This window comes from Stenotrophomonas sp. CASM114 (assembly GCF_049384325.1).
Classification (GTDB): Bacteria; Pseudomonadota; Gammaproteobacteria; order Xanthomonadales; family Xanthomonadaceae; genus Stenotrophomonas; species Stenotrophomonas muris.
On sequence record NZ_JBMRGJ010000006.1, the window covers coordinates 32,290 to 49,335 of the forward strand.

19 protein-coding genes, 5 tRNA genes and 1 riboswitch are annotated in these 17,046 nt (G+C 66.5%); of the genes, 17 read left to right on the forward strand and 7 right to left on the reverse strand.

From position 1 onward, the window contains the following. The first annotated feature begins 8 nt into the window (after positions 1–8). The 8 genes from pgsA (at position 9) to VG566_RS08480 (ending at position 7,026) form a co-directional block, all read left to right on the forward strand. Positions 9–635, forward strand: coding sequence for a CDP-diacylglycerol--glycerol-3-phosphate 3-phosphatidyltransferase (gene pgsA, locus VG566_RS08445; protein WP_012510614.1), 627 nt, complete (start codon positions 9–11; stop codon positions 633–635). Between the two features lie 249 nt (positions 636–884). Further along, positions 885–960: transfer RNA gene (locus tag VG566_RS08450), tRNA-Gly, on the forward strand. A 138-nt stretch (positions 961–1,098) separates the two neighbouring features. Further along, positions 1,099–2,214: an NAD(P)/FAD-dependent oxidoreductase gene (locus VG566_RS08455; protein ID WP_423172630.1), complete on the forward strand. Its 1,116-nt coding sequence runs from the start codon at positions 1,099–1,101 to the stop codon at positions 2,212–2,214. A 117-nt stretch (positions 2,215–2,331) separates the two neighbouring features. Beyond that, positions 2,332–2,407 (forward strand) — tRNA-Gly (locus VG566_RS08460). Positions 2,408–2,776: 369 nt separating this feature from the next. After that, positions 2,777–4,240, forward strand: coding sequence for an efflux transporter outer membrane subunit (locus VG566_RS08465; protein WP_032959318.1), 1,464 nt, complete (start codon positions 2,777–2,779; stop codon positions 4,238–4,240). Further along, positions 4,237–5,376 (forward strand): ABC transporter permease, encoded by a 1,140-nt coding sequence (locus VG566_RS08470; protein ID WP_241884356.1) that lies wholly within the window; start codon positions 4,237–4,239, stop codon positions 5,374–5,376. Before VG566_RS08465 ends, VG566_RS08470 begins: the two co-directional genes overlap by 4 nt. A 10-nt stretch (positions 5,377–5,386) precedes the next feature. Then, on the forward strand, positions 5,387–6,115 hold the full coding sequence (locus VG566_RS08475; RefSeq protein ID WP_049404602.1) for an ABC transporter ATP-binding protein: 729 nt from the start codon (positions 5,387–5,389) through the stop codon (positions 6,113–6,115). Next, on the forward strand, positions 6,112–7,026 hold the full coding sequence (locus tag VG566_RS08480; RefSeq protein WP_241884357.1) for an HlyD family efflux transporter periplasmic adaptor subunit: 915 nt from the start codon (positions 6,112–6,114) through the stop codon (positions 7,024–7,026). Before VG566_RS08475 ends, VG566_RS08480 begins: the two co-directional genes overlap by 4 nt. A gap of 2 nt (positions 7,027–7,028) precedes the next feature. On the opposite strand, the gene VG566_RS08485 is transcribed toward VG566_RS08480, so the two are convergent. Next, the gene (locus VG566_RS08485) at positions 7,029–7,478 is read right to left on the reverse strand and encodes a hypothetical protein (RefSeq protein WP_014646638.1); all 450 of its coding nucleotides are present in this window, start codon (positions 7,476–7,478) and stop codon (positions 7,029–7,031) included. Next, positions 7,471–7,872: a hypothetical protein gene (locus VG566_RS08490; protein WP_046429875.1), complete on the reverse strand. Its 402-nt coding sequence runs from the start codon at positions 7,870–7,872 to the stop codon at positions 7,471–7,473. The genes VG566_RS08485 and VG566_RS08490 overlap by 8 nt, the downstream gene beginning before the upstream one ends. 130 nt (positions 7,873–8,002) lie before the next feature. On the opposite strand from VG566_RS08490, the gene VG566_RS08495 reads away from it, so the two are divergent. The 5 genes from VG566_RS08495 (at position 8,003) to VG566_RS08515 (ending at position 9,959) form a co-directional block, all read left to right on the forward strand. Beyond that, a tRNA-Gly gene (locus VG566_RS08495) sits at positions 8,003–8,078 on the forward strand. Between the two features lie 142 nt (positions 8,079–8,220). Then, positions 8,221–8,296 (forward strand) — tRNA-Gly (locus VG566_RS08500). Between the two features lie 66 nt (positions 8,297–8,362). Then, a tRNA-Cys gene (locus VG566_RS08505) sits at positions 8,363–8,436 on the forward strand. A 121-nt stretch (positions 8,437–8,557) separates the two neighbouring features. Beyond that, entirely contained in the window at positions 8,558–9,472 is a 915-nt protein-coding gene (locus tag VG566_RS08510; RefSeq protein ID WP_241884456.1) for an ADP-ribosylglycohydrolase family protein, read from the forward strand. A gap of 217 nt (positions 9,473–9,689) precedes the next feature. After that, on the forward strand, positions 9,690–9,959 hold the full coding sequence (locus tag VG566_RS08515; RefSeq protein WP_032959304.1) for a hypothetical protein: 270 nt from the start codon (positions 9,690–9,692) through the stop codon (positions 9,957–9,959). A gap of 175 nt (positions 9,960–10,134) precedes the next feature. Here the strand turns inward: VG566_RS08515 and VG566_RS08520 are convergent, their stop codons facing one another. Continuing rightward, a complete protein-coding gene (locus tag VG566_RS08520) occupies positions 10,135–11,208 on the reverse strand; it encodes a hypothetical protein (protein ID WP_241884358.1) in 1,074 nt (357 codons plus the stop codon). A gap of 260 nt (positions 11,209–11,468) precedes the next feature. Here VG566_RS08520 and VG566_RS08525 point away from each other — a divergent pair, with 260 nt between their 5' ends. Beyond that, the gene (locus tag VG566_RS08525) at positions 11,469–11,987 is read left to right on the forward strand and encodes an ATP-binding protein (RefSeq protein ID WP_197556754.1); all 519 of its coding nucleotides are present in this window, start codon (positions 11,469–11,471) and stop codon (positions 11,985–11,987) included. Positions 11,988–11,997: 10 nt separating this feature from the next. Here VG566_RS08525 and VG566_RS08530 read toward each other — a convergent pair whose 3' ends face one another. Further along, positions 11,998–12,915, reverse strand: coding sequence for a LysR family transcriptional regulator (locus VG566_RS08530; RefSeq protein WP_241884359.1), 918 nt, complete (start codon positions 12,913–12,915; stop codon positions 11,998–12,000). Between the two features lie 103 nt (positions 12,916–13,018). Between VG566_RS08530 and VG566_RS08535 the strand changes: the two genes are divergently transcribed. Further along, on the forward strand, positions 13,019–14,038 hold the full coding sequence (locus tag VG566_RS08535; RefSeq protein WP_241884360.1) for an aldo/keto reductase: 1,020 nt from the start codon (positions 13,019–13,021) through the stop codon (positions 14,036–14,038). A 19-nt stretch (positions 14,039–14,057) separates the two neighbouring features. Continuing rightward, positions 14,058–14,468 (forward strand): SRPBCC family protein, encoded by a 411-nt coding sequence (locus VG566_RS08540; protein ID WP_241884361.1) that lies wholly within the window; start codon positions 14,058–14,060, stop codon positions 14,466–14,468. A gap of 58 nt (positions 14,469–14,526) precedes the next feature. On the opposite strand, the gene VG566_RS08545 is transcribed toward VG566_RS08540, so the two are convergent. Continuing rightward, positions 14,527–15,021 carry a DUF6265 family protein gene (locus VG566_RS08545; protein WP_032959297.1) on the reverse strand — a complete coding sequence of 165 codons (495 nt, stop codon included), beginning with the start codon at positions 15,019–15,021 and terminating at the stop codon, positions 14,527–14,529. Between the two features lie 134 nt (positions 15,022–15,155). Here VG566_RS08545 and VG566_RS08550 point away from each other — a divergent pair, with 134 nt between their 5' ends. Then, positions 15,156–15,989, forward strand: coding sequence for an AraC family transcriptional regulator (locus VG566_RS08550; RefSeq protein ID WP_241884362.1), 834 nt, complete (start codon positions 15,156–15,158; stop codon positions 15,987–15,989). Positions 15,990–15,992: 3 nt separating this feature from the next. On the opposite strand, the gene crcB is transcribed toward VG566_RS08550, so the two are convergent. Continuing rightward, on the reverse strand, positions 15,993–16,385 hold the full coding sequence (crcB, locus tag VG566_RS08555; RefSeq protein ID WP_014646672.1) for a fluoride efflux transporter CrcB: 393 nt from the start codon (positions 16,383–16,385) through the stop codon (positions 15,993–15,995). Positions 16,386–16,466: 81 nt separating this feature from the next. Next, positions 16,467–16,530, reverse strand: a riboswitch (Fluoride riboswitch). A 22-nt stretch (positions 16,531–16,552) separates the two neighbouring features. Continuing rightward, entirely contained in the window at positions 16,553–16,954 is a 402-nt protein-coding gene (locus VG566_RS08560; protein ID WP_005415999.1) for a helix-turn-helix domain-containing protein, read from the reverse strand. Positions 16,955–17,046 lie beyond the last annotated feature (92 nt).

Here is a 17,046-nt window from a genome sequence, read left to right on the forward strand (position 1 = left end):
ACGCAAGCATGAAGTTGACCCTGCCCACCTGGCTGACGTTGTTGCGGATCGTGATGATCCCGGTGCTGGTGCTGGTGTTCTACCTGCCCTACACCTGGACCAACTTCGCTTCGGCGGCGATCTTCGGCCTGGCCGCGATCACCGACTGGCTCGATGGCTGGATCGCACGCCGTTACCAGCTGGAGTCGGCCTTCGGCGCCTTCCTCGACCCGGTCGCGGACAAGCTGATGGTGGCAGTGGCGCTGTTCCTGATCGTGCAGGGCCACCCGACGCCGTGGATGGCGTTCTGGGCGGCGGTCATCGTCGGCCGTGAGATCGCGGTATCGGCGCTGCGCGAATGGATGGCCGAGCTGGGCCAGCGCGCGAAGGTGCGCGTGGCGATGATCGGCAAGGTCAAGACCACCGCGCAGATGGTCGCGCTGTTGTGCCTGCTGTACTCGGTGGCCCCGAACGTGCCGGTGGAAGACATCTGGATGGGCTGGCCGGTGTTCCATATCGGCGACTGGACTCTGGCCATTGCCGCCGTGCTGACCCTGTGGTCGGGCTTGCAGTACCTGCACGCCGCGTGGCCGAGCCTGCGCGACGATGAGCGCGCGGCGCGCGAGCGTGCGCGGCAGAAGAAGCTGGGCAACTGAGCCCGGGGTCTGAGCCCCGGGGTCGGATCCCTTTCCGAAGGAAAGGGCTCTGACCCCATCGATGCGCCTATCCCCGCACGGCGTGGATCTACTGGAAATGCCGCATCCACGGAGGGGGCGGATCCATCGGTTTGCGGGGATGCCGTGGTAGATCCACGCCATGCATGGATACGCGGTGCAAGGCGCCTCGCAGGCCCCGGAAAAACCGCTTGACGCCATCCTTGGAACAGGTAGAATTTCGCCTCCCAAGCGGGAATAGCTCAGTTGGTAGAGCGCAACCTTGCCAAGGTTGAGGTCGCGAGTTCGAGTCTCGTTTCCCGCTCCAGATTCAAGAAGAACGCTCCCGGAAGGGAGCGTTTTTCGTTTGTGTGCAGGGCACTTCATCCCTGCTTCACCGCCACCCCATCGCCTCACCACGCGTGCTCGCGAAGCTGTATCTCCGTTCCAGCCCGGCGATGCCGCGATGCCTCATCAATCCTCTGCTTACGACCACGATGTGGTCATCGTCGGCGCCGGTTTCGCCGGTTTCGCCGGTGCCGCCTGCGCCTTGGCCGCCGCGCAGTACGGTCTGCGCGTCTGCGTGCTGGAACGCAAGGTCGACCCCGGCGAGCGCCTGCACACCACCGGTATCGTGGTGAAAGAAGCGATGGAGGAGACCTGGCTGGGGCGCATGCCCGAACATCTGGTGGACCGGGTCGCAAACGTGCGCCTGTATGCGCCGAACCTTCGCAGCGTGTTGCTGGCCGCACCGGGCTATTACTTCCTCACCACCGATACGCCGAACCTGATGCGCTGGCTGGCCAGCGAGCTGCATGCGAACGGCGTCGACCTGCGCCTGCAGCAGTCCTTTACCGACGCCCATCGCAGTGGTGACGGCTGGCAGGTGGATGGGGCAGGGCGATGCGCCTATCTGGTTGGCGCTGACGGCGCACGCTCACGCGTGGCACAACGCACCGGGCTTGGCCAGGTGCGTGACAACCTCTACGGCGTCGAGCGTGAGTTCGCCGGCCTGCAGGTGTCGCAGGGCGATGCACTGCATTGCTTCGTCAGCAAGCGCTACGCACCGGGCTACATCGGCTGGGTCGCGCAGAATCCGACCGGGCTGCAGGTGGGATTGGCGCTGCGTCATGACCCGCAACAGGTACGGCCGCCGGATATCGATGGCTTCCTCGACCACGTGCGCAATGTGGTCGGCATTCCGCCTTCGGCGCGTCCCTCGGCCACCCGCGCCGGTCTGGTCCCGTGCGGCCGGCCGGATGGGCCCTTCACCGGCCAACGCGTGATCCTGACCGGCGACGCGGCAGGCATCGTCTCGCCGCTGTCCGCCGGCGGCATCCACTCCTCGTGGCGGCACGGCTGGGCGGTCGGCGAGGCGATCGCCCGGCATCTGCGCGGCCAGGGGCCGGACGCCGAGGGGGTGGCGCGGCAGGTGGCGCCGGCATTCCACGGCAAGCGCCTGCTGCGCTGGGCGATGGACCATCTGCAGGCCGACTGGCCGCTCAACGCACTGCTGCACACGGGGGCCACGCGGCGCATCGCCGAGCAGGTCTACTTCCACCGCCGTGGCCTGCGCACGTAAAGCGAGCAGGCAGGGGGCGCCTGAACGCCGTCCTTCGGTTCACGTGAAAATTCCTGTTGACGCCGTGCAGCAATATCGACACAATAGCGCTCCTTCGACGCAGGTCGAACGGAATCTGCGGGAATAGCTCAGTTGGTAGAGCGCAACCTTGCCAAGGTTGAGGTCGCGAGTTCGAGTCTCGTTTCCCGCTCCAGATTCAAGAAAAACGCTCCCGCAAGGGGGCGTTTTTCGTTTGTCATGACGTTGGCCAGGCGGGTCGCTACAGGCGGGCCACGACATTTTCATGGTGGGCGTGGTAAGTCTGCGGCTGGGGGCGATTCCGACATTGGTGTCGCAATCGGCATGACGGGGGGGGCGCAGCGATCGTGGGGACGATCGGAAGCACCTGGCACGAGGGGCTGCAACAGACGCAATGACCCGGAATCCGCACCAGTGTTCCGCCTGCTGCAGGCGCTGAAAGGCTGGCGAAAGGCCTGCGCCGGCGTTGCCTGAACCGCACGCGTGCTGTGACCTTTTTCGGACCATTTCTCCATGTTCGCTCCACAATCGCACGGTAGCCTTCATGCTCCTTCTACACGTTGGCGGGCTGGTGGTCAGGCGTATCACTTCAGTGGCAGTGCCCAGGACGGGGCGCGGACTCTCCCTGCAGGCAGTGCTGCGACCCGGCGCGCTGCTCGCAAGTCTCGCATTGGCGGGCTGCATGTCGGTGCCGGTTCCGGATCTGCCTGACCGCACGCCCAGCACCTGGACCCAGGTGCCGCAGGGCCAAGGCGTGGCGGTGGACGCCAAACAGTGGTGGAAAGTGTTGTCCGATCCAGCGCTGGATGGACTGGTCGATCAGGCCATCGCCGGCAACCTCGACCTGCAGCAGGCCACGCTGCGCCTGCAGGCCGTGCGGATTGTCGCCGGCACGTCCGATTCGCGCTTCCTGCCGGAAATCACGGCCAGCGCCAAGCAGGTGCAGGATGCCGCTGCGGTCGACACCTACTTCCACGCGGGTATCGAAGCGATCTGGGACCTGGGCCTGTTCGGCGCCGCCGAGAGCGCGCAGTTGAGCGCGCAGGCGTCGGCCGGCAACGCCGAGGCGCTGCGTGGTGCCGCGCAGGTCGCGGTGATCGCCGACGTGGTGCGCAGCTATCTGGATCTGACCGTGGCGCAGGCCCAGCAGGACCTGTTGGCCCGCCAGCAGGCGGTGGACGATCGCGGCGAACAGTTGGCCCTGGTACGCCAGCGCCTGCGCCTTGATGAGCCCGGCGAACTTGATCGCCTGCGTGCACGCCAGGCCGCCACCCGCGCGGCCACGGCGCAGGCACGGGAAAACGCGGACAACGCTGCCCGTGCGTTGGCTTTGCTGCTGGGACGCGATGGCCCGGACCCGGCTTGGCGTGCCTATCGCACGCCGCCGACGCTGGGTGCGTTCTCGCTGCAGCAGGTCCCGGCCGATCTGCTGCGCCATCGGCCGCAGATCCTGCTGGCCGAATCGGAGGTGATGCAGGCTGCTGCCAGCAAGGGTTCGGCACGCGCCGCGATGTATCCGCGTGTCAGCCTCGGTGGCTCCATCCTGTACGCCTACAACCTCACCCAGAACGCCCGCTCCAATTCCGATTCGAGCCCGTCCATCGGCCCGTACATCGATATTCCGCTGTGGGACTGGGGCCAGCGCCGCGCACGCTTCCATGCCGATGAAAAGCAGCTGGATGCCGCCTTGCTGGGTTACCGCAAGGCGGTGCTGGAAGGCGTGAGCGAAGTGGAAGGCGCGCTCGGCAGCCTGGCGCGCCAGGACAGCAGCATCCAGTCGCTGCGCGCGGCCGATGATGCCGCCGGGCAACAGGTCAAGCGGCAGGCGCGGCAGGTGCAGCTGGGGCTGTCCAGCGAATTCGACGGGCTTGACGGGCAGCGTGCGGCACTCGCCGCGCAGGCCGACCTGATCGGTGCACAGGGTGCGCGCGTGCTGGCCTTTGCGTCGCTCTACCGCGCCCTCGGTGGTGCTCCGTTGCCTGTCGAGGGTGAGGGCGAATCGCAATGATCGCGCTGGCCCGCAAGACCCTGGCCTATGAATGGCGCCGGTTCCTGCCGGTGGTGCTGGCGATGTGCTTCGCCGGTGTGCTGTTGATCGTGCAGGCGGCACTGGTGCTGGGCATCTTCGGTACCGCTGCGATCTACGTGAAAGCGTCCTCGGCCGACATCTGGGCCGGCTTCCCCGGCACCCAGAGCGTCAACTACGGCCATGCGATCAGCGCCGACGTCGAAAGCCACCTGCGCATGGACCCGGATGTCACCCGCGTCGAACCCTACGAGTGGGTCGATGGTGAATGGCGCTCGGGCGCGCAGGGTACCGGCAACGTGTCGGTGTACCTGTCCGGCATCTCCACCGGCGATGACGCAATGATGTTCGCACGCATCCTGCCTGCCGACCTGCGCGCGCAGCTGCGCGAGCCGGGGGCGGTGATCGTCGACAGCGCCGACCTGGATACGCTCGGCGTGGACCTGCAGAGCAACCGTGCATGGATCAATGGCAAGGCGGTGCGTGTGGTCGCCGCGCAACCGGGCCTGCGTGGCCTCGGTGGCGTCAACGTGCTGGCCTCGCTGGATACCGCGCGTGCCATCGCCGGTACCGATCCGCACGAGGGTAGTACCTATTTCGTGGCGGGCCTGCGCTCGCCGGACCTGGCCGACCGCGTGCGCGACCGCCTCGCCGCGTCGATGGGCCAGACCACGCCAGTCGAGTTCTGGACCGCGCCGGCGTTCGCCAGCCGCTCGCAGCAATACTGGCTGTTCGACACCGGCGCCGGCATCGCGGTGCTGTTCATGGCGGTCATCGTCTGCTTCGTCGGCGCGGTGATCACCAACCAGTCGTTCGCCTCGGTGGTGGCTGGTTCGGTGCGCGAGTACGCCACGCTCAACGCGCTCGGCGCAGGTCGCTACGCGCTGGCACGGGTGGTATTCGAGCAGGCATTGCTGATCGGTGGCGTGGGCATGTTGCTGGCGGCGGCGTTCAGTACCGTCGTGCTGTTGATCGCACAGTCCCAGCGCGTGCCGGTGCAGCTGACGCCGATGGTCATCATCGGCTGCGTGGCGCTGGTCGCGGTGATGGCCATGCTGTCGAGCATCATGGCGGTACGCAGTGTGGTCCGCTCCGATCCATCGTTGCTGCTGCGTTGAGGACCGGCCGATGACCTCCAAACATGCCGTCGCCCCCACGTTGCAGGCCGACGCACTGGAAAAAGGCTTCATGTCCGGCGATATGCAGGTGCCGGTGCTGCGCGGCCTGTCGCTGGACATCTATCCGGGCGAGTTGACCCTGGTCTCGGGCCCTTCGGGGTGCGGCAAGAGCACGCTGCTGTCGCTGCTGTCCGGCCTGTCCGCGCCGGATGGCGGTCGCGTGCACGCGCTGGGCCAGGACGTGGGCCACATGACCCGCGGCGAGGTGGAGCGCTTCCGCCTGCACCATGTCGGCTTCGTGTTCCAGGGCTTCAACCTGTTCCCGGCGTTGACTGCGCTGGAGCAGGTGCAGTTGCCGCTGGGCTACCGTGGCATGCGCAATCGCGAAAGCGAACCGCTGGCCCGCAAGGCGCTGGAAGAAGTGGGCCTCAGCCACCGCAGCCACATGCGTCCGGCGCAGTTGTCCGGCGGTGAGAAGCAGCGTGTGGCCGTCGCCCGTGCCTTCGCCAAGTCGCCGACGCTGATCTTCGCCGACGAACCCACCAGCGCGCTGGACGCCGAGAACGGCCAGCGCGTGATCGACATCCTGCACCGCTACGCACGTGCGCATGGCGCCACCGTGCTGTGCGTGAGCCACGATCCGCGCCTGATCCGGCATGCCGATCGGGTGATCGCCATGGAAGACGGCATGGTCCGTGATGACCGCCGCCAGAACGAAACCGTAGAGTCCGCCCCATGACCAAGACGTCGCACCTGCTTCCCCTCAGCCTGGCCCTGTCCGCGGCACTGCTGCTCGGCGCCTGTTCCAGGGACGCGCCCGCCCAGGCACCTGCAGGTAAAGCCAGCACTGCCACCGCCGGCAAGGTTGCGGTGGCGCGCGGCATCATCGATGTCGAGGGTGGCCTGATCGCGCTGGCGCCGCCGGTGGATGGTTCGATCACCGCCGCGTTGGTGAAGGAGGGCGCCACGGTGAAGAAGGGGCAGCTTCTGCTGTCGCTGGACGGTGCGCTGCTGCAGCAGGAAGTGGCGATGGCCACCGCTGATCTCGCACTGGCCAATGACCGCCTGAAGGGCAGCCAGGCGCAGCTGCGCGAACTGGAGCGCAATGCCACCCGCCTGTCCACGGGTGCGAGCGAAGGCGTGTCGTCCAACCAGCAGGCCGATGCGGCCAAGCAGCAGCTGGCTGGCGTACGCGCCGATGTCGACGTGGCCGGTGCGCAGGTCGACATGGCCCAGCACAAGCTGGAACACGCCAGGCTGAAACTGCAGCAGATGTCGCTGAGCGCGCCGGAAGCCGGCACCGTGGTCGGCCAGGTGCCGGGCCTCGGCGCCTTCGTGCAGGCCGGCAAGCCGGCGATATCACTGCTGCCGGCGCGCCCGCTGCAGGTACGTGCCGAACTCAGCGCGGCCTACGCCGATGCCGTGCAGGTGGGCATGAGGGCCACCGTGGTGCCAGACAGCGATGGTGCCGAGAACGCCAGCACGCTGCCGCCCGCACGCGTGGTACGCATCAGCCCGGTGTTCGCGCAGGCTCGCCTGCCTGAAGACGCGGGGCGTGGCGTGGCCAAGGTGGTGGAGTGCGTGCTGGAGTTCGATGGCGAGGCCAAGGCGCGCTTCGGCCAGCATGTGCGGGTGGAGTTCCGGAAGTAGGCCTAGTGCTGCAACGGGGGCGCATCCGCGCGCCCTCGACGCCTGAACGCCCGCCACGCGCTCACCGCCGACACCATGCACAGCGCCAGCAGCAGGCCCACGTCCAACAGCAGCAGCCACAGCAGATGCATGCCTTGTACCGGCGGCTGATGCATCGCCGACAGCATCCACGGCACGGACCACAGCAGCAGAAGGGCGAAGGCGATCAGCAGGCGCAGCCACAGGCGTTTCAGTCTCCACGGCCGCACGATCAAGGCGGCTACCACCAGTTCGACGGTGCCCAGCAACGCGAAGACGATGACGGTGCTGGTCGGGTAGGGCAGTTCGGCGCCTTCCAGGTGGTGCAGCAGCCAGTAGTCCGGAGTGAAGCCGGCATTGACCAGTGCGGCGATCAGCGCCAGCCAGGTCAGCGCGACCAGCAGCCAGAACAGGCGGATGTAACGTCTAGGCATCGGTGGTGTCCGTGGTGTAGCGGGAGGTTGCCCGCGACGAATAGCGCAGGCTTGCGGCGATTGCGGCCAGTGCCAGCAGGCCAGGTCCAACGGTGAAGTACACCAGGCGCAGCGGATGGTCGTGCATCAGCGTCCAGCTGGCGAACGCCAGCGGCGCCGCCAGCACCAGCAGCTTGGCGAACAATGGCCGCAACACTGCGATCAGCAGTTGGGCGCCAATGAACATCCAGAACAGATGGAACTGGGCGATGCCCAGGCCGATGTCGCGATGGGCGGTGAAGCCAAAATGGTCGCGATACCAGTTCATTCCCAGCGGAATCAGTGCCCAGTACAGCAGCGCCACCAGCAGATGCAGCAGCAGGGCGATCAACAAGGGTTTGCCGCGAAGGAACATGGGCGCATGGGGCTGGGCGGGGCAGCGTACCCCAGTGCGGACGCCCGTGACCGCATGATGTGAAGACTGTTGACGGCGTGAAGGAATTTGGACACAATAGCGCTCCTTCGACGCAGGTCGAACGGAATCTGCGGGAATAGCTCAGTTGGTAGAGCGCAACCTTGCCAAGGTTGAGGTCGCGAGTTCGAGTCTCGTTTCCCGCTCCAGATTCTACAGGGCCCCGGCAGGGGCCTTGTTTTTCTCCCGCCACGGCAAGGCGGGGCACGTTGAGCCGCAAGGCTTTGCGCGCAGTCAGAAAGGTGAAATCGCTGGTGTGTTTTCCGGATTTCCGGTAGCATGTCGGCTTACGCGGGAATAGCTCAGTTGGTAGAGCGCAACCTTGCCAAGGTTGAGGTCGCGAGTTCGAGTCTCGTTTCCCGCTCCATGTTCCGACAGGCCCCATCATGGGGTTTTGTCTTGTCAGGGTTCCGTTCCTGGCGCGCAGTACGTTGGCCTCATGGCAGAGTGGCTATGCACCGGATTGCAAATCCGTTTACAGCGGTTCGATTCCGCTTGAGGCCTCCAATTGAAAAGCCCTGACTCCGGTCAGGGCTTTTTTGTTGGCTACGATTGCTTTCCCGCTTGCGCGATCGTTGCGCGGCCTGGCGGCCAGTCATGGCGGATCCGGTGGCGCTACACTGGTCTGATGAACCAGATTGATCACTTCCGCGGCGCCTTGCTCGGCCTCGCGTGCGGCGATGCCGTCGGTACCACGCTGGAGTTCAAGCCTCGTGGCAGCTTCACCCCGATCACCGACATGGTGGGTGGTGGGCCGTTCCAGCTGCAGCCGGGGCAATGGACCGACGATACCTCCATGGCGATGTGCCTGGCCGAGAGCCTGGTGCGTTGTGACACCTTCGATGTGCACGATCAGATGAACCGCTACGCCAACTGGTACCGGCATGGGTACTGGAGTGCGACCGGCGAGTGCTTCGATATCGGTATGGCAACGCGGGCTGCGATCGACCGGTTCCTGCAGGATGGCCATCCGCTGGCGGGTAGTGACGACCCACGCAGCGCTGGCAATGGCTCGATCATGCGTTTGGCGCCGGTGGCATTGCGCTACGCCGGGACCCCCGACCTGCAGGCAATGGCCGAGCTGAGTTCGCGAACGACGCACGCTGCGCAGGAGTGCCTGGAGGCGTGCCGCTTGCTGGCGGTCGCGCTGGAGCGGGCGTTGGCAGGTGGCACCCGTGACGCGGTGCTGGATCTCAGCAATGTCCCCGTCGAGAGCGCGCGGCTGCAGCAGATCGCGGCGGGCGGCTACCGCGGTGCCGCGCGTGAGCAGATCCGTGGCAATGGCTATGTTGTCGACAGTGTCGAAGCTGCACTCTGGTGCTTTGATCGCCACGACACCTTTGAAGCCGTCGTACTCGAGGCGGCCAATCTTGGCGAGGACGCCGACACCACGGCCGCCATCGCGGGGCAGCTGGCGGGCGCATTCCATGGTGCGTGCGGAATCCCCGGGCGGTGGTTGCAGCGGCTGGCCCTGCGTGCCGAAATCCAGGCGCTGGCCGATGCGCTGCACGCCTTGAACCAGGGCAGCGACCGCGCTGGGTGAGTCGGTTTGCCTGCCTGTGAACTGCGCCTGCAGGACGCTCCCTGCCGTCGCCATTTCCGACGCCGCGAGAGAAACCGTGCGGCAGCTCGCATGCCGCGGCCGCCAGTCTCAGCCGGCCACGACATGGAAAGGCGCTATGGTCAGGTTCCACGTCTCAGGGAGCCGCAATGGCGAGCAAGGACATCACGCGTCGCTTCAGCCACGGAGCGAAACGGAAATGAGCAAAGTCATGGCAGATGTGCGTTGGCTGACCTTTCGCTTGAAGAACGGACAATCCATCGGGCCGGAGCGGCTGAAGGACGGATGGGTGATTGCCTCGGAAACCGCCCGCTGCGAGGTCCGCCGCGAGCATATCGAGGGATCGGGCCTGGTGTATGCGCTGTATGCGCCGGCCAGCCTGGCCTCACCGCGGCGCGCGGAAATGCGCATGCGCGAATTCCTGATGAGCTCGGGCTACACCTTCACAATGGGCACGCTGGGCGGCTGACTGGGCCCGTCATGGTTGCGCTCGCACGGTCAGCGCCTGGCCCTGCATGCCGATCGGGCGGCGTCCATCGTGCAGCACCATGCCGGTCAGGCCGAGGCCTTGGCGGCTGAACGACACACGCCACCCGAGCAGCCCCTTCCGGCACGGTGGTGATGCGTTGCGGCACGCGGTGGACTCAGCGTTGCACTGCTTTCAAGGCGTCGACCACCTGTGCCCCAGAAAAACCACAATGTCCTTCGCCCACTGGCGGCAACACGCGTGGCAGCGGGCGTGCGCCAGCCCGTGCGGCCAATTGCGGATACGCCGTCTGCATGTGCGGCACGATGGTCGGGTCGTTGTGGTTGAACTGGATCACCAGCGGTCGCTTCAGTGCGCCGGTGATTGCCAGCGAGTTGCGGACATGCGCCTGTGCCGCAGGCACGGGATCGATGCGCTGAACACCGGCATTGAATGCGGCGTCGTCACCGAATCCGCTGTACACCACCCCCAGGTTGCCGACCGGCATGCCGCCGCTGCGCGTGGCCAGTTCGTGCAGCACCAGCGCGTGCAGGCTGATGGTGCCGGCCAGTGCATCAGGGGACACCTGCAGCCGCCGCGCCAGCACTGCGGCGTGCGACGGATCACGTTGCAGGGCATTGGCGATGCCCTGGTACAACTCGCCCTGTGGCTGCGCGGCGGCTTCGCGCGCTACCAGGCCGGCGGCCGGCAGCCCATCGGCCTTGGGGAAGAAGTAATCGAATGCGACCAGCGTGGTCAGCAGATCGGTCGCGATCTGTTCGCCGCCGAGATTGGCGCCGCACAGCGACACGCCACCTGCGTAGTGCTGCGGGAAGCGCTCGAGGCTGCCGATGGTCACGGCGCCGCCCATCGAGAATCCCAGCATCCAGGTGTGGCGGACATGCTTGAGTTCACCCACTGCCTGCTGGCGCAGGCGTTCTGTATCGGTGATCGCATCGGCCACCGCCCAGCCCTGGCTGGCATAGGCGCTCTGCGCGACGGCGTAACCTGCTGCCAGCAGTGGCGCGGTGCTGTCATTGGCCGCCATGGGTGCGGTGCGTGGCATGCCGACCGGTTCATAGCCATGGGCCAGCATCACCAGGTCGCCGTTCCAGCTGGCCGGTACATCCAGCCGCCACGGTGCGCCCTGCAGCTCGCCGCTGAGCGTGCGCGGTGCCGGCGGTGGTGCAGCCAGCGATGCCATCCAAGGCAGCAGGCAGAGGGCAAGCGCACATCGAAACAAGGTTCGCATCGGGGTCATTCCATGCGGGAATGGCGCCGAGCATAGATCCCTGCACAACCTTGCGCGCGCTGCAGTGCCGCAGGGCATTGCCGGTCGGCGGTGCTGCGCTCTACGCTGGCGGCATGGCCCTGCACAGCATCGCGTCGATTATCCGCATTCCCCACGGGAAGGCGGGGTAGCGCGCGGTCATCTCGGCCAAGCAACCTGCCCGGGAAGGCGGGTTGCATGCAGCGCTCTCCCGGGTAATGAATCCACCAAGGAGAATGCAGATGCACGACCTTTCATCGAACGACGCTGCGCCGACCCTGCACCTGGTGTGCGGCAAGATCGGTGCCGGCAAATCCACCCTGTCGCAGCAGCTGGCGTTGAAGCCGCGCCACGTATTGATCAGCGAAGACACGTGGCTGGCGGCGCTGTATCCGGGCGAAATCCATTCCATTGCCGACTATCTGCAGCGTGCAGCCACGTTGCGCAATGTGCTGGCCGATCATCTGCGCGCATTGCTGCGCATGGGCGTCTCGGTGGTGCTCGATTTCCCTTTCAACACGCCGGCCGCGCGGGCATGGGCGCGCGAGCTGTTCGAACCGGAGGGAGCCGCGCACCAGCTGCATTTCCTGGATGTTGCCGACGAGGTCTGCAAGGCGCGGCTGCGTGCGCGCAATGCGCGCGGTGAGCATCCGTTCCAGGCCAGCGACGAGGAGTTCGAACGTATCACCCGCCACTTCGTTGCACCGGCCGCGGAAGAGCGCTTCGTGGTGATGCGCTATACCGAGGCAGGCCCGGCATAGCGCGGTCAGTTCAGTCGACGAAGGCCGGCTTGCCCTCGGTTGCGGTCTGCACCAGCGTCCTGCGGAAGGTCTCGACCAGCGGGCGCAGGTTGATGCGGTGCCAGGCCGCCCACAGCGGTGTGCGGTAGCTGAACCACGGCAGCTCGCGCAGTACCACGCCCTGCGGTGCCTGGTGGTCCAGGCTGCGCTGCAGGGTGGTCAGGCCCAGCCCAGCAGCGACCAGACCGAGTGCGGCCAGCGGCTCGGTCGCCTCCATGGCGATGGTCGGGGTGAAGCCGGCCTTCGCGCAGGCGGCGATGAAGGTGTCATGGCGCAGCGCGATTTCCTTGTGCATCACGCCGATCCATTGCTGGCTGGCCAGATCCTCTGGCGTGATGGTCTCTGCGCTGGCCAATGGGTGGCCGGCCGGCAGCGCCAGCAGCATTGGATCGTTCAGCACCTGCGTGGCCTCCAGGTCCGGATCGTCGAACGCGGGGGGGTCGCAGACCAGGGCGATGTCCAGGCTGCGTTGCCGCAGGCCTTCCAGCTGCGTGTCCGACTGCTGGTTGTACAGCGCGATGTGTACGGCAGGACGGTCGCCACGCAGTTCGCGCAGGGCGGCGGGCAATACGCCGGAGTGCATCGCGTACTCCAGGTAGCCGATGCACAGGCCGCCCTCGTCGCCGCGGCCGAGCCGGCGTGCCAGCGATTCCAGCCGGTTGGCGTGGGTCAACAGGGCGCGTGCCTCGGCCAGGAAGGTGCGGCCATCGGCGGTCAGCCGGATGCGCTGCTGCGAGCGTTCGAACAGCTGCAGTTCCAGCCGTTCCTCCAGCTGCGCGATCTGCCGGCTGAGCGGGGATTGGGAGATGTGAAGGCGCTCGGCAGCGCGGCCGACGTGTTCATCCTCGGCGACGGCCACGAAATAGCGCAGTTGGCGGAGATCGAGCATAAGACCGTCCGGGACTCAAGATGGACAAATTATGTCTTGGGCAGTCTTATTGGGCAAGCCTAGCCTATGCCTCAACCTCAACAACGTCCCCAAGTGGAACCCCATGAGCATCAACACTCTGCTGGCTGGCAAGGCCCTCGGCTTCGGTACCGCGCCGCTGGGCAACATGTTCCGTGACATCCCGGAAGCCGAGGCCCAGGCCACCGTGGACGCGGCCTGGGAACAGGGCACCCGCTACTTCGATACCGCCCCGTTCTACGGCGCCGGCCTGGCCGAGATCCGGCTCGGCGACGCGCTGGCCAAGCGCAACCGCGACGACTTCGTGCTCAGCACCAAGGTCGGCCGCCTGATCCTGGACGAAGTGGAAGACACCAGCGCCCGCGATCTTGGCGAGAAGGGCGGCCTGTTCGTCACCGGCCGCCCCAACAAGCTGGTCAATGACTACTCGGCCGATGCCACCCTGCGTTCGATCGATGACAGCCTCACGCGCCTGAAGACCGACCGTCTCGATATCGTCTGGGTGCACGACATCGCCCAGGATTTCTACGGCGATGAGTGGCTGTCGTACTTCGAGACCGCACGCCGCGGCGCCTTCAAGGTGCTGACCCGCCTGCGCGAGGAGGGCGTGATCAAGGCCTGGGGCCTGGGCGTCAACCGTGTCGAGCCGATCGAGCTGACCCTGGATCTGGACGAAGCCCGTCCGGACGGCTTCCTGCTGGCCGGCCGCTACTCGCTGCTCGACCACGAGCGTGCGCTGCAGCGGGTGATGCCGAAGGCGGCCGAACGCAACACCGGCATCGTGGTCGGCGGTCCGTACAGCTCCGGCGTGCTGGCCGGTGGCAGCCACTTCGAGTACCAGAAGGCGTCGCCTGAGATCCTTGCCAGGGTCGAGCGCATCAAGGCCGTCGCCGCCGGGTACGGCATCAGCATCAAGGCGGCCGCCCTGCAGTTCTCGCTGGCCAACCCGGCAGTGGCTGCGGTGATCCCGGGCGCCAGCCGTCCCGAGCGCATCGCCGAAGACGACGCCGCACTGAAGGAAATCATCCCGGCCGGGTTCTGGCAGGAACTGCGCGCCCAGGGCCTGGTTGCGGCCAATGCCCCGCTGCCGATCGACAACATCTGAGTCCCAAGGAGACCTTCCCATGGCAACTGCATCTGCCTCCATCACCGTACCGACCCCGGCCGACCAGGTCTGGAACCTCATCGGCGGCTTCGATTCGCTGCCCGACTGGCTTCCGTACATTCCCCAGAGCACGCTCAGCGATGGCGGTCGCGTGCGCCACCTGGCCAATCCCGACGGCGATGCCATCGTCGAGCGCCTGGAAGCCTTCGACCAGGCCGATCGCAGCTACACCTACTCGATCCTGCAGGCGCCGTTCCCGGTTACCGGCTATCGCTCCACGCTGCGTGTGGTCGAGCAGGGCGGCGGTTCGCGGATCGACTGGTCCGGTGAGTTCACTCCGATGGGCGTCAGCAACGAAGAAGCGTCCGCGCTGTTCGAGGGTATCTACCGCGATGGCCTGAAGGCGCTGGAAACCACGCTGGCCGGGTGAATGTCCGTGTGGTGTTGACCGTATGCAGGCGCCCCGGCCAGTCCGGGGCGCTTGTATTTCAGTGGGTGGGTGATGGTCCACCGCAGGCAACGCGATGCATCGGGAAGTCCAGGGCCTGTTTCGGGTTGTCCTGCGCGACCTCGATGCGCGCATGCGCGCGCTGTTCATCGAGGCGTCGATAGCGGATGCGCTGCGGGAAGTCGTTGGCCGGGTTCTCGAATACTGCCTCGTTGGCATCGACGCGGGTGGCGTTGAAGTCCGTGGCGTTCTGGCCGGAGGGCAGGGCGGTCAGCACCAGGCGGCCGTCGTCATGCTGGCGCAGCTGCATGAACTCGAAACCCACGGTGCGGCCGTCACGCAGGCTGCGGCTGCTGCCCAACAGGGTGTTTCCAGCCAGGGTGGACCACTGCTCGCCGGCGCCGGCCGGCTGGCCATCAAGCTGCCAGCAACCGGCCAGCCACGCCAGGTGGTCGATCTTCGACGACGGAGCGGCCAGGGCGTGCGGGGCCACGAGCAGCAGTGGCAACAGGGCCAGGGCGATGCGGATCGACATCAGTGCCTCCATGCGCGGGGATGTGCGGCCTGTATAGCGTTCGACGGATCACTCAGCCAGTGCCGCCCCTTCAACCGCCGAATCCGATACGATCTGTCGCATTGAGTTCGTCTCGCTTGATCCGGGGTCCCGTCATGGTCGACCGTCTCGCCATTCTGCTGGAACGTTTTTCGGTCACCGCCTCGGTGTTCCATGCCGGCGCGCTGTGCGGCATCAACACGCTGGACGGCGAGGATGAAGCCGGGCAGTTGCACCTGGTGCGACGTGGCCCGCTGCAGGTCCGCCACGGCCAGCAGACCGTGCAGGTCGAGGTGCCGAGCCTGCTGCTGTACCCGCGGCCGATGCCGCATCGGTTCAGCACCGATCCGCAGCACGGCGCCGACATGGCCTGCGCCAACCTGCATTTCGAGGGTGGACGGCTCAACCCGATCAGCGCCGCATTGCCCGATTTCATCTGCCTGCCGCTGGCCGATCTGTACGGCGGCAACGCAGCGCTGGAACTGCTGTTCGAGGAAGCCTTCGAGCAGCGCTGCGGGCGTGCGGCGATGGTCAACCGGCTGTTCGAGGTGGTGATGATCCAGGTGCTGCGGCAGCTGATGGAAGGGGGCGAGATGCGTGGTGGCCTGTTTGCCGGGCTGGGGCATCCGCGGCTGCGGCTGGCGCTGGTGGCGATGCATGAGGCGCCCGCACAGTCCTGGACCCTGGAAGACCTGGCCGAGGTCGCCGGCATGTCACGCAGCGTGTTTGCTGCCAGTTTCCGTGAGGCGATGGGCACCACGCCCGGTCAATACCTGCAGGGCTGGCGGGTGGGCCTGGCGCAGCAGGCACTGCGCCAGGGCAGACCGCTCAAGCGGATTGCCGACGATGTGGGGTACGGCAGCGAAGCCGCGCTGTCGCGCGCATTCAAGGCGCACACCGGGCAGTCGCCGCGCGAGTGGCGCGGGCAGGCCCGCGCCGGCGCGGCCTGAGTCTCAGCCCAGCACCAGCCGGGCCAGTTTCATGCCACCGAACAGGCCGACCAGGCCCAGTGCCACCGAACCGCCGGCGTACAACGCTGCCAGGCCGTGCTGGCCGCGCTGCAGCAGCACGCCGATTTCCAGCGCATAGGTGGAGAACGTGGTGTAGCCGCCGAGAACGCCGGTGGCCAGCAGCAGGCGCAGCTGCGGCGAGGCGCCATTGCGCAGGGCGAAGGCTTCGACCAGCACGCCCATCAGCAGCGCGCCGCTGATGTTGATCAGGAAGGTCGACCATGGCCACGGGCTGCCGACTGCCACCCGCGTACCGATCAGGTTGCAGGCATGGCGAAGGCAGGCGCCGAGCCCGCCGCCGATGAAGACCAGCAAGTAGTTGTTCAATGCGTGCATCACGTGCCTCGGGTACGGGTTCGCTGATTCGATGGCGAACGCCGAGGGCAGGCACGGCCTGCCATCGACGAACGCCGGTTCGTCCTGGCAGGAGCCATCAGCCCTTTCAGGCGGTTATCGGGGGAGCCCCATCCCCATCGGCGACCATGCTACCAGCGGTAGTGCATTCACGTCATCGAGGTCGTCAGCACCCGGATGACCTTGCTGCGGCTGAAGCCGTCCATCAGCAGTTCGAAGGCCAGCAGGTCCAGGGCCGCGTGGCGGCGGTGGTCGATCTCCAGGCCCTTCTCTTCCACCAGATGGCTGACCAGTTCGTAGGCGTCCTGCCAGACATCCAGGTGGGCCTGGCTGGGGATATAGGTATTGCCCCGCTCACCGACGCCAAGCCCGCTCACGCCATACAGCAGTTCACGCGCGTCCAGCTTGGCCGCATCGGCGATGCGGAACAGCTGTTCGGCCTTCACATGGGCGGGGCTGACGTGGTCGTTGAGCCAGTTGCTGATGGTTGCCGTCGTCGAATCGGCGGCGCGGGCCAGATCGGCCGGGCGAGGGTGCCCGGCTTTCTTCATGGCAATGGCGAGTCGTTGGCCGAGAGTATTCATCTATGCAAGCCAGCTTAACGCGTGGATCGCAAAGATCCCTTGTTCCAAGAATAAGTCTG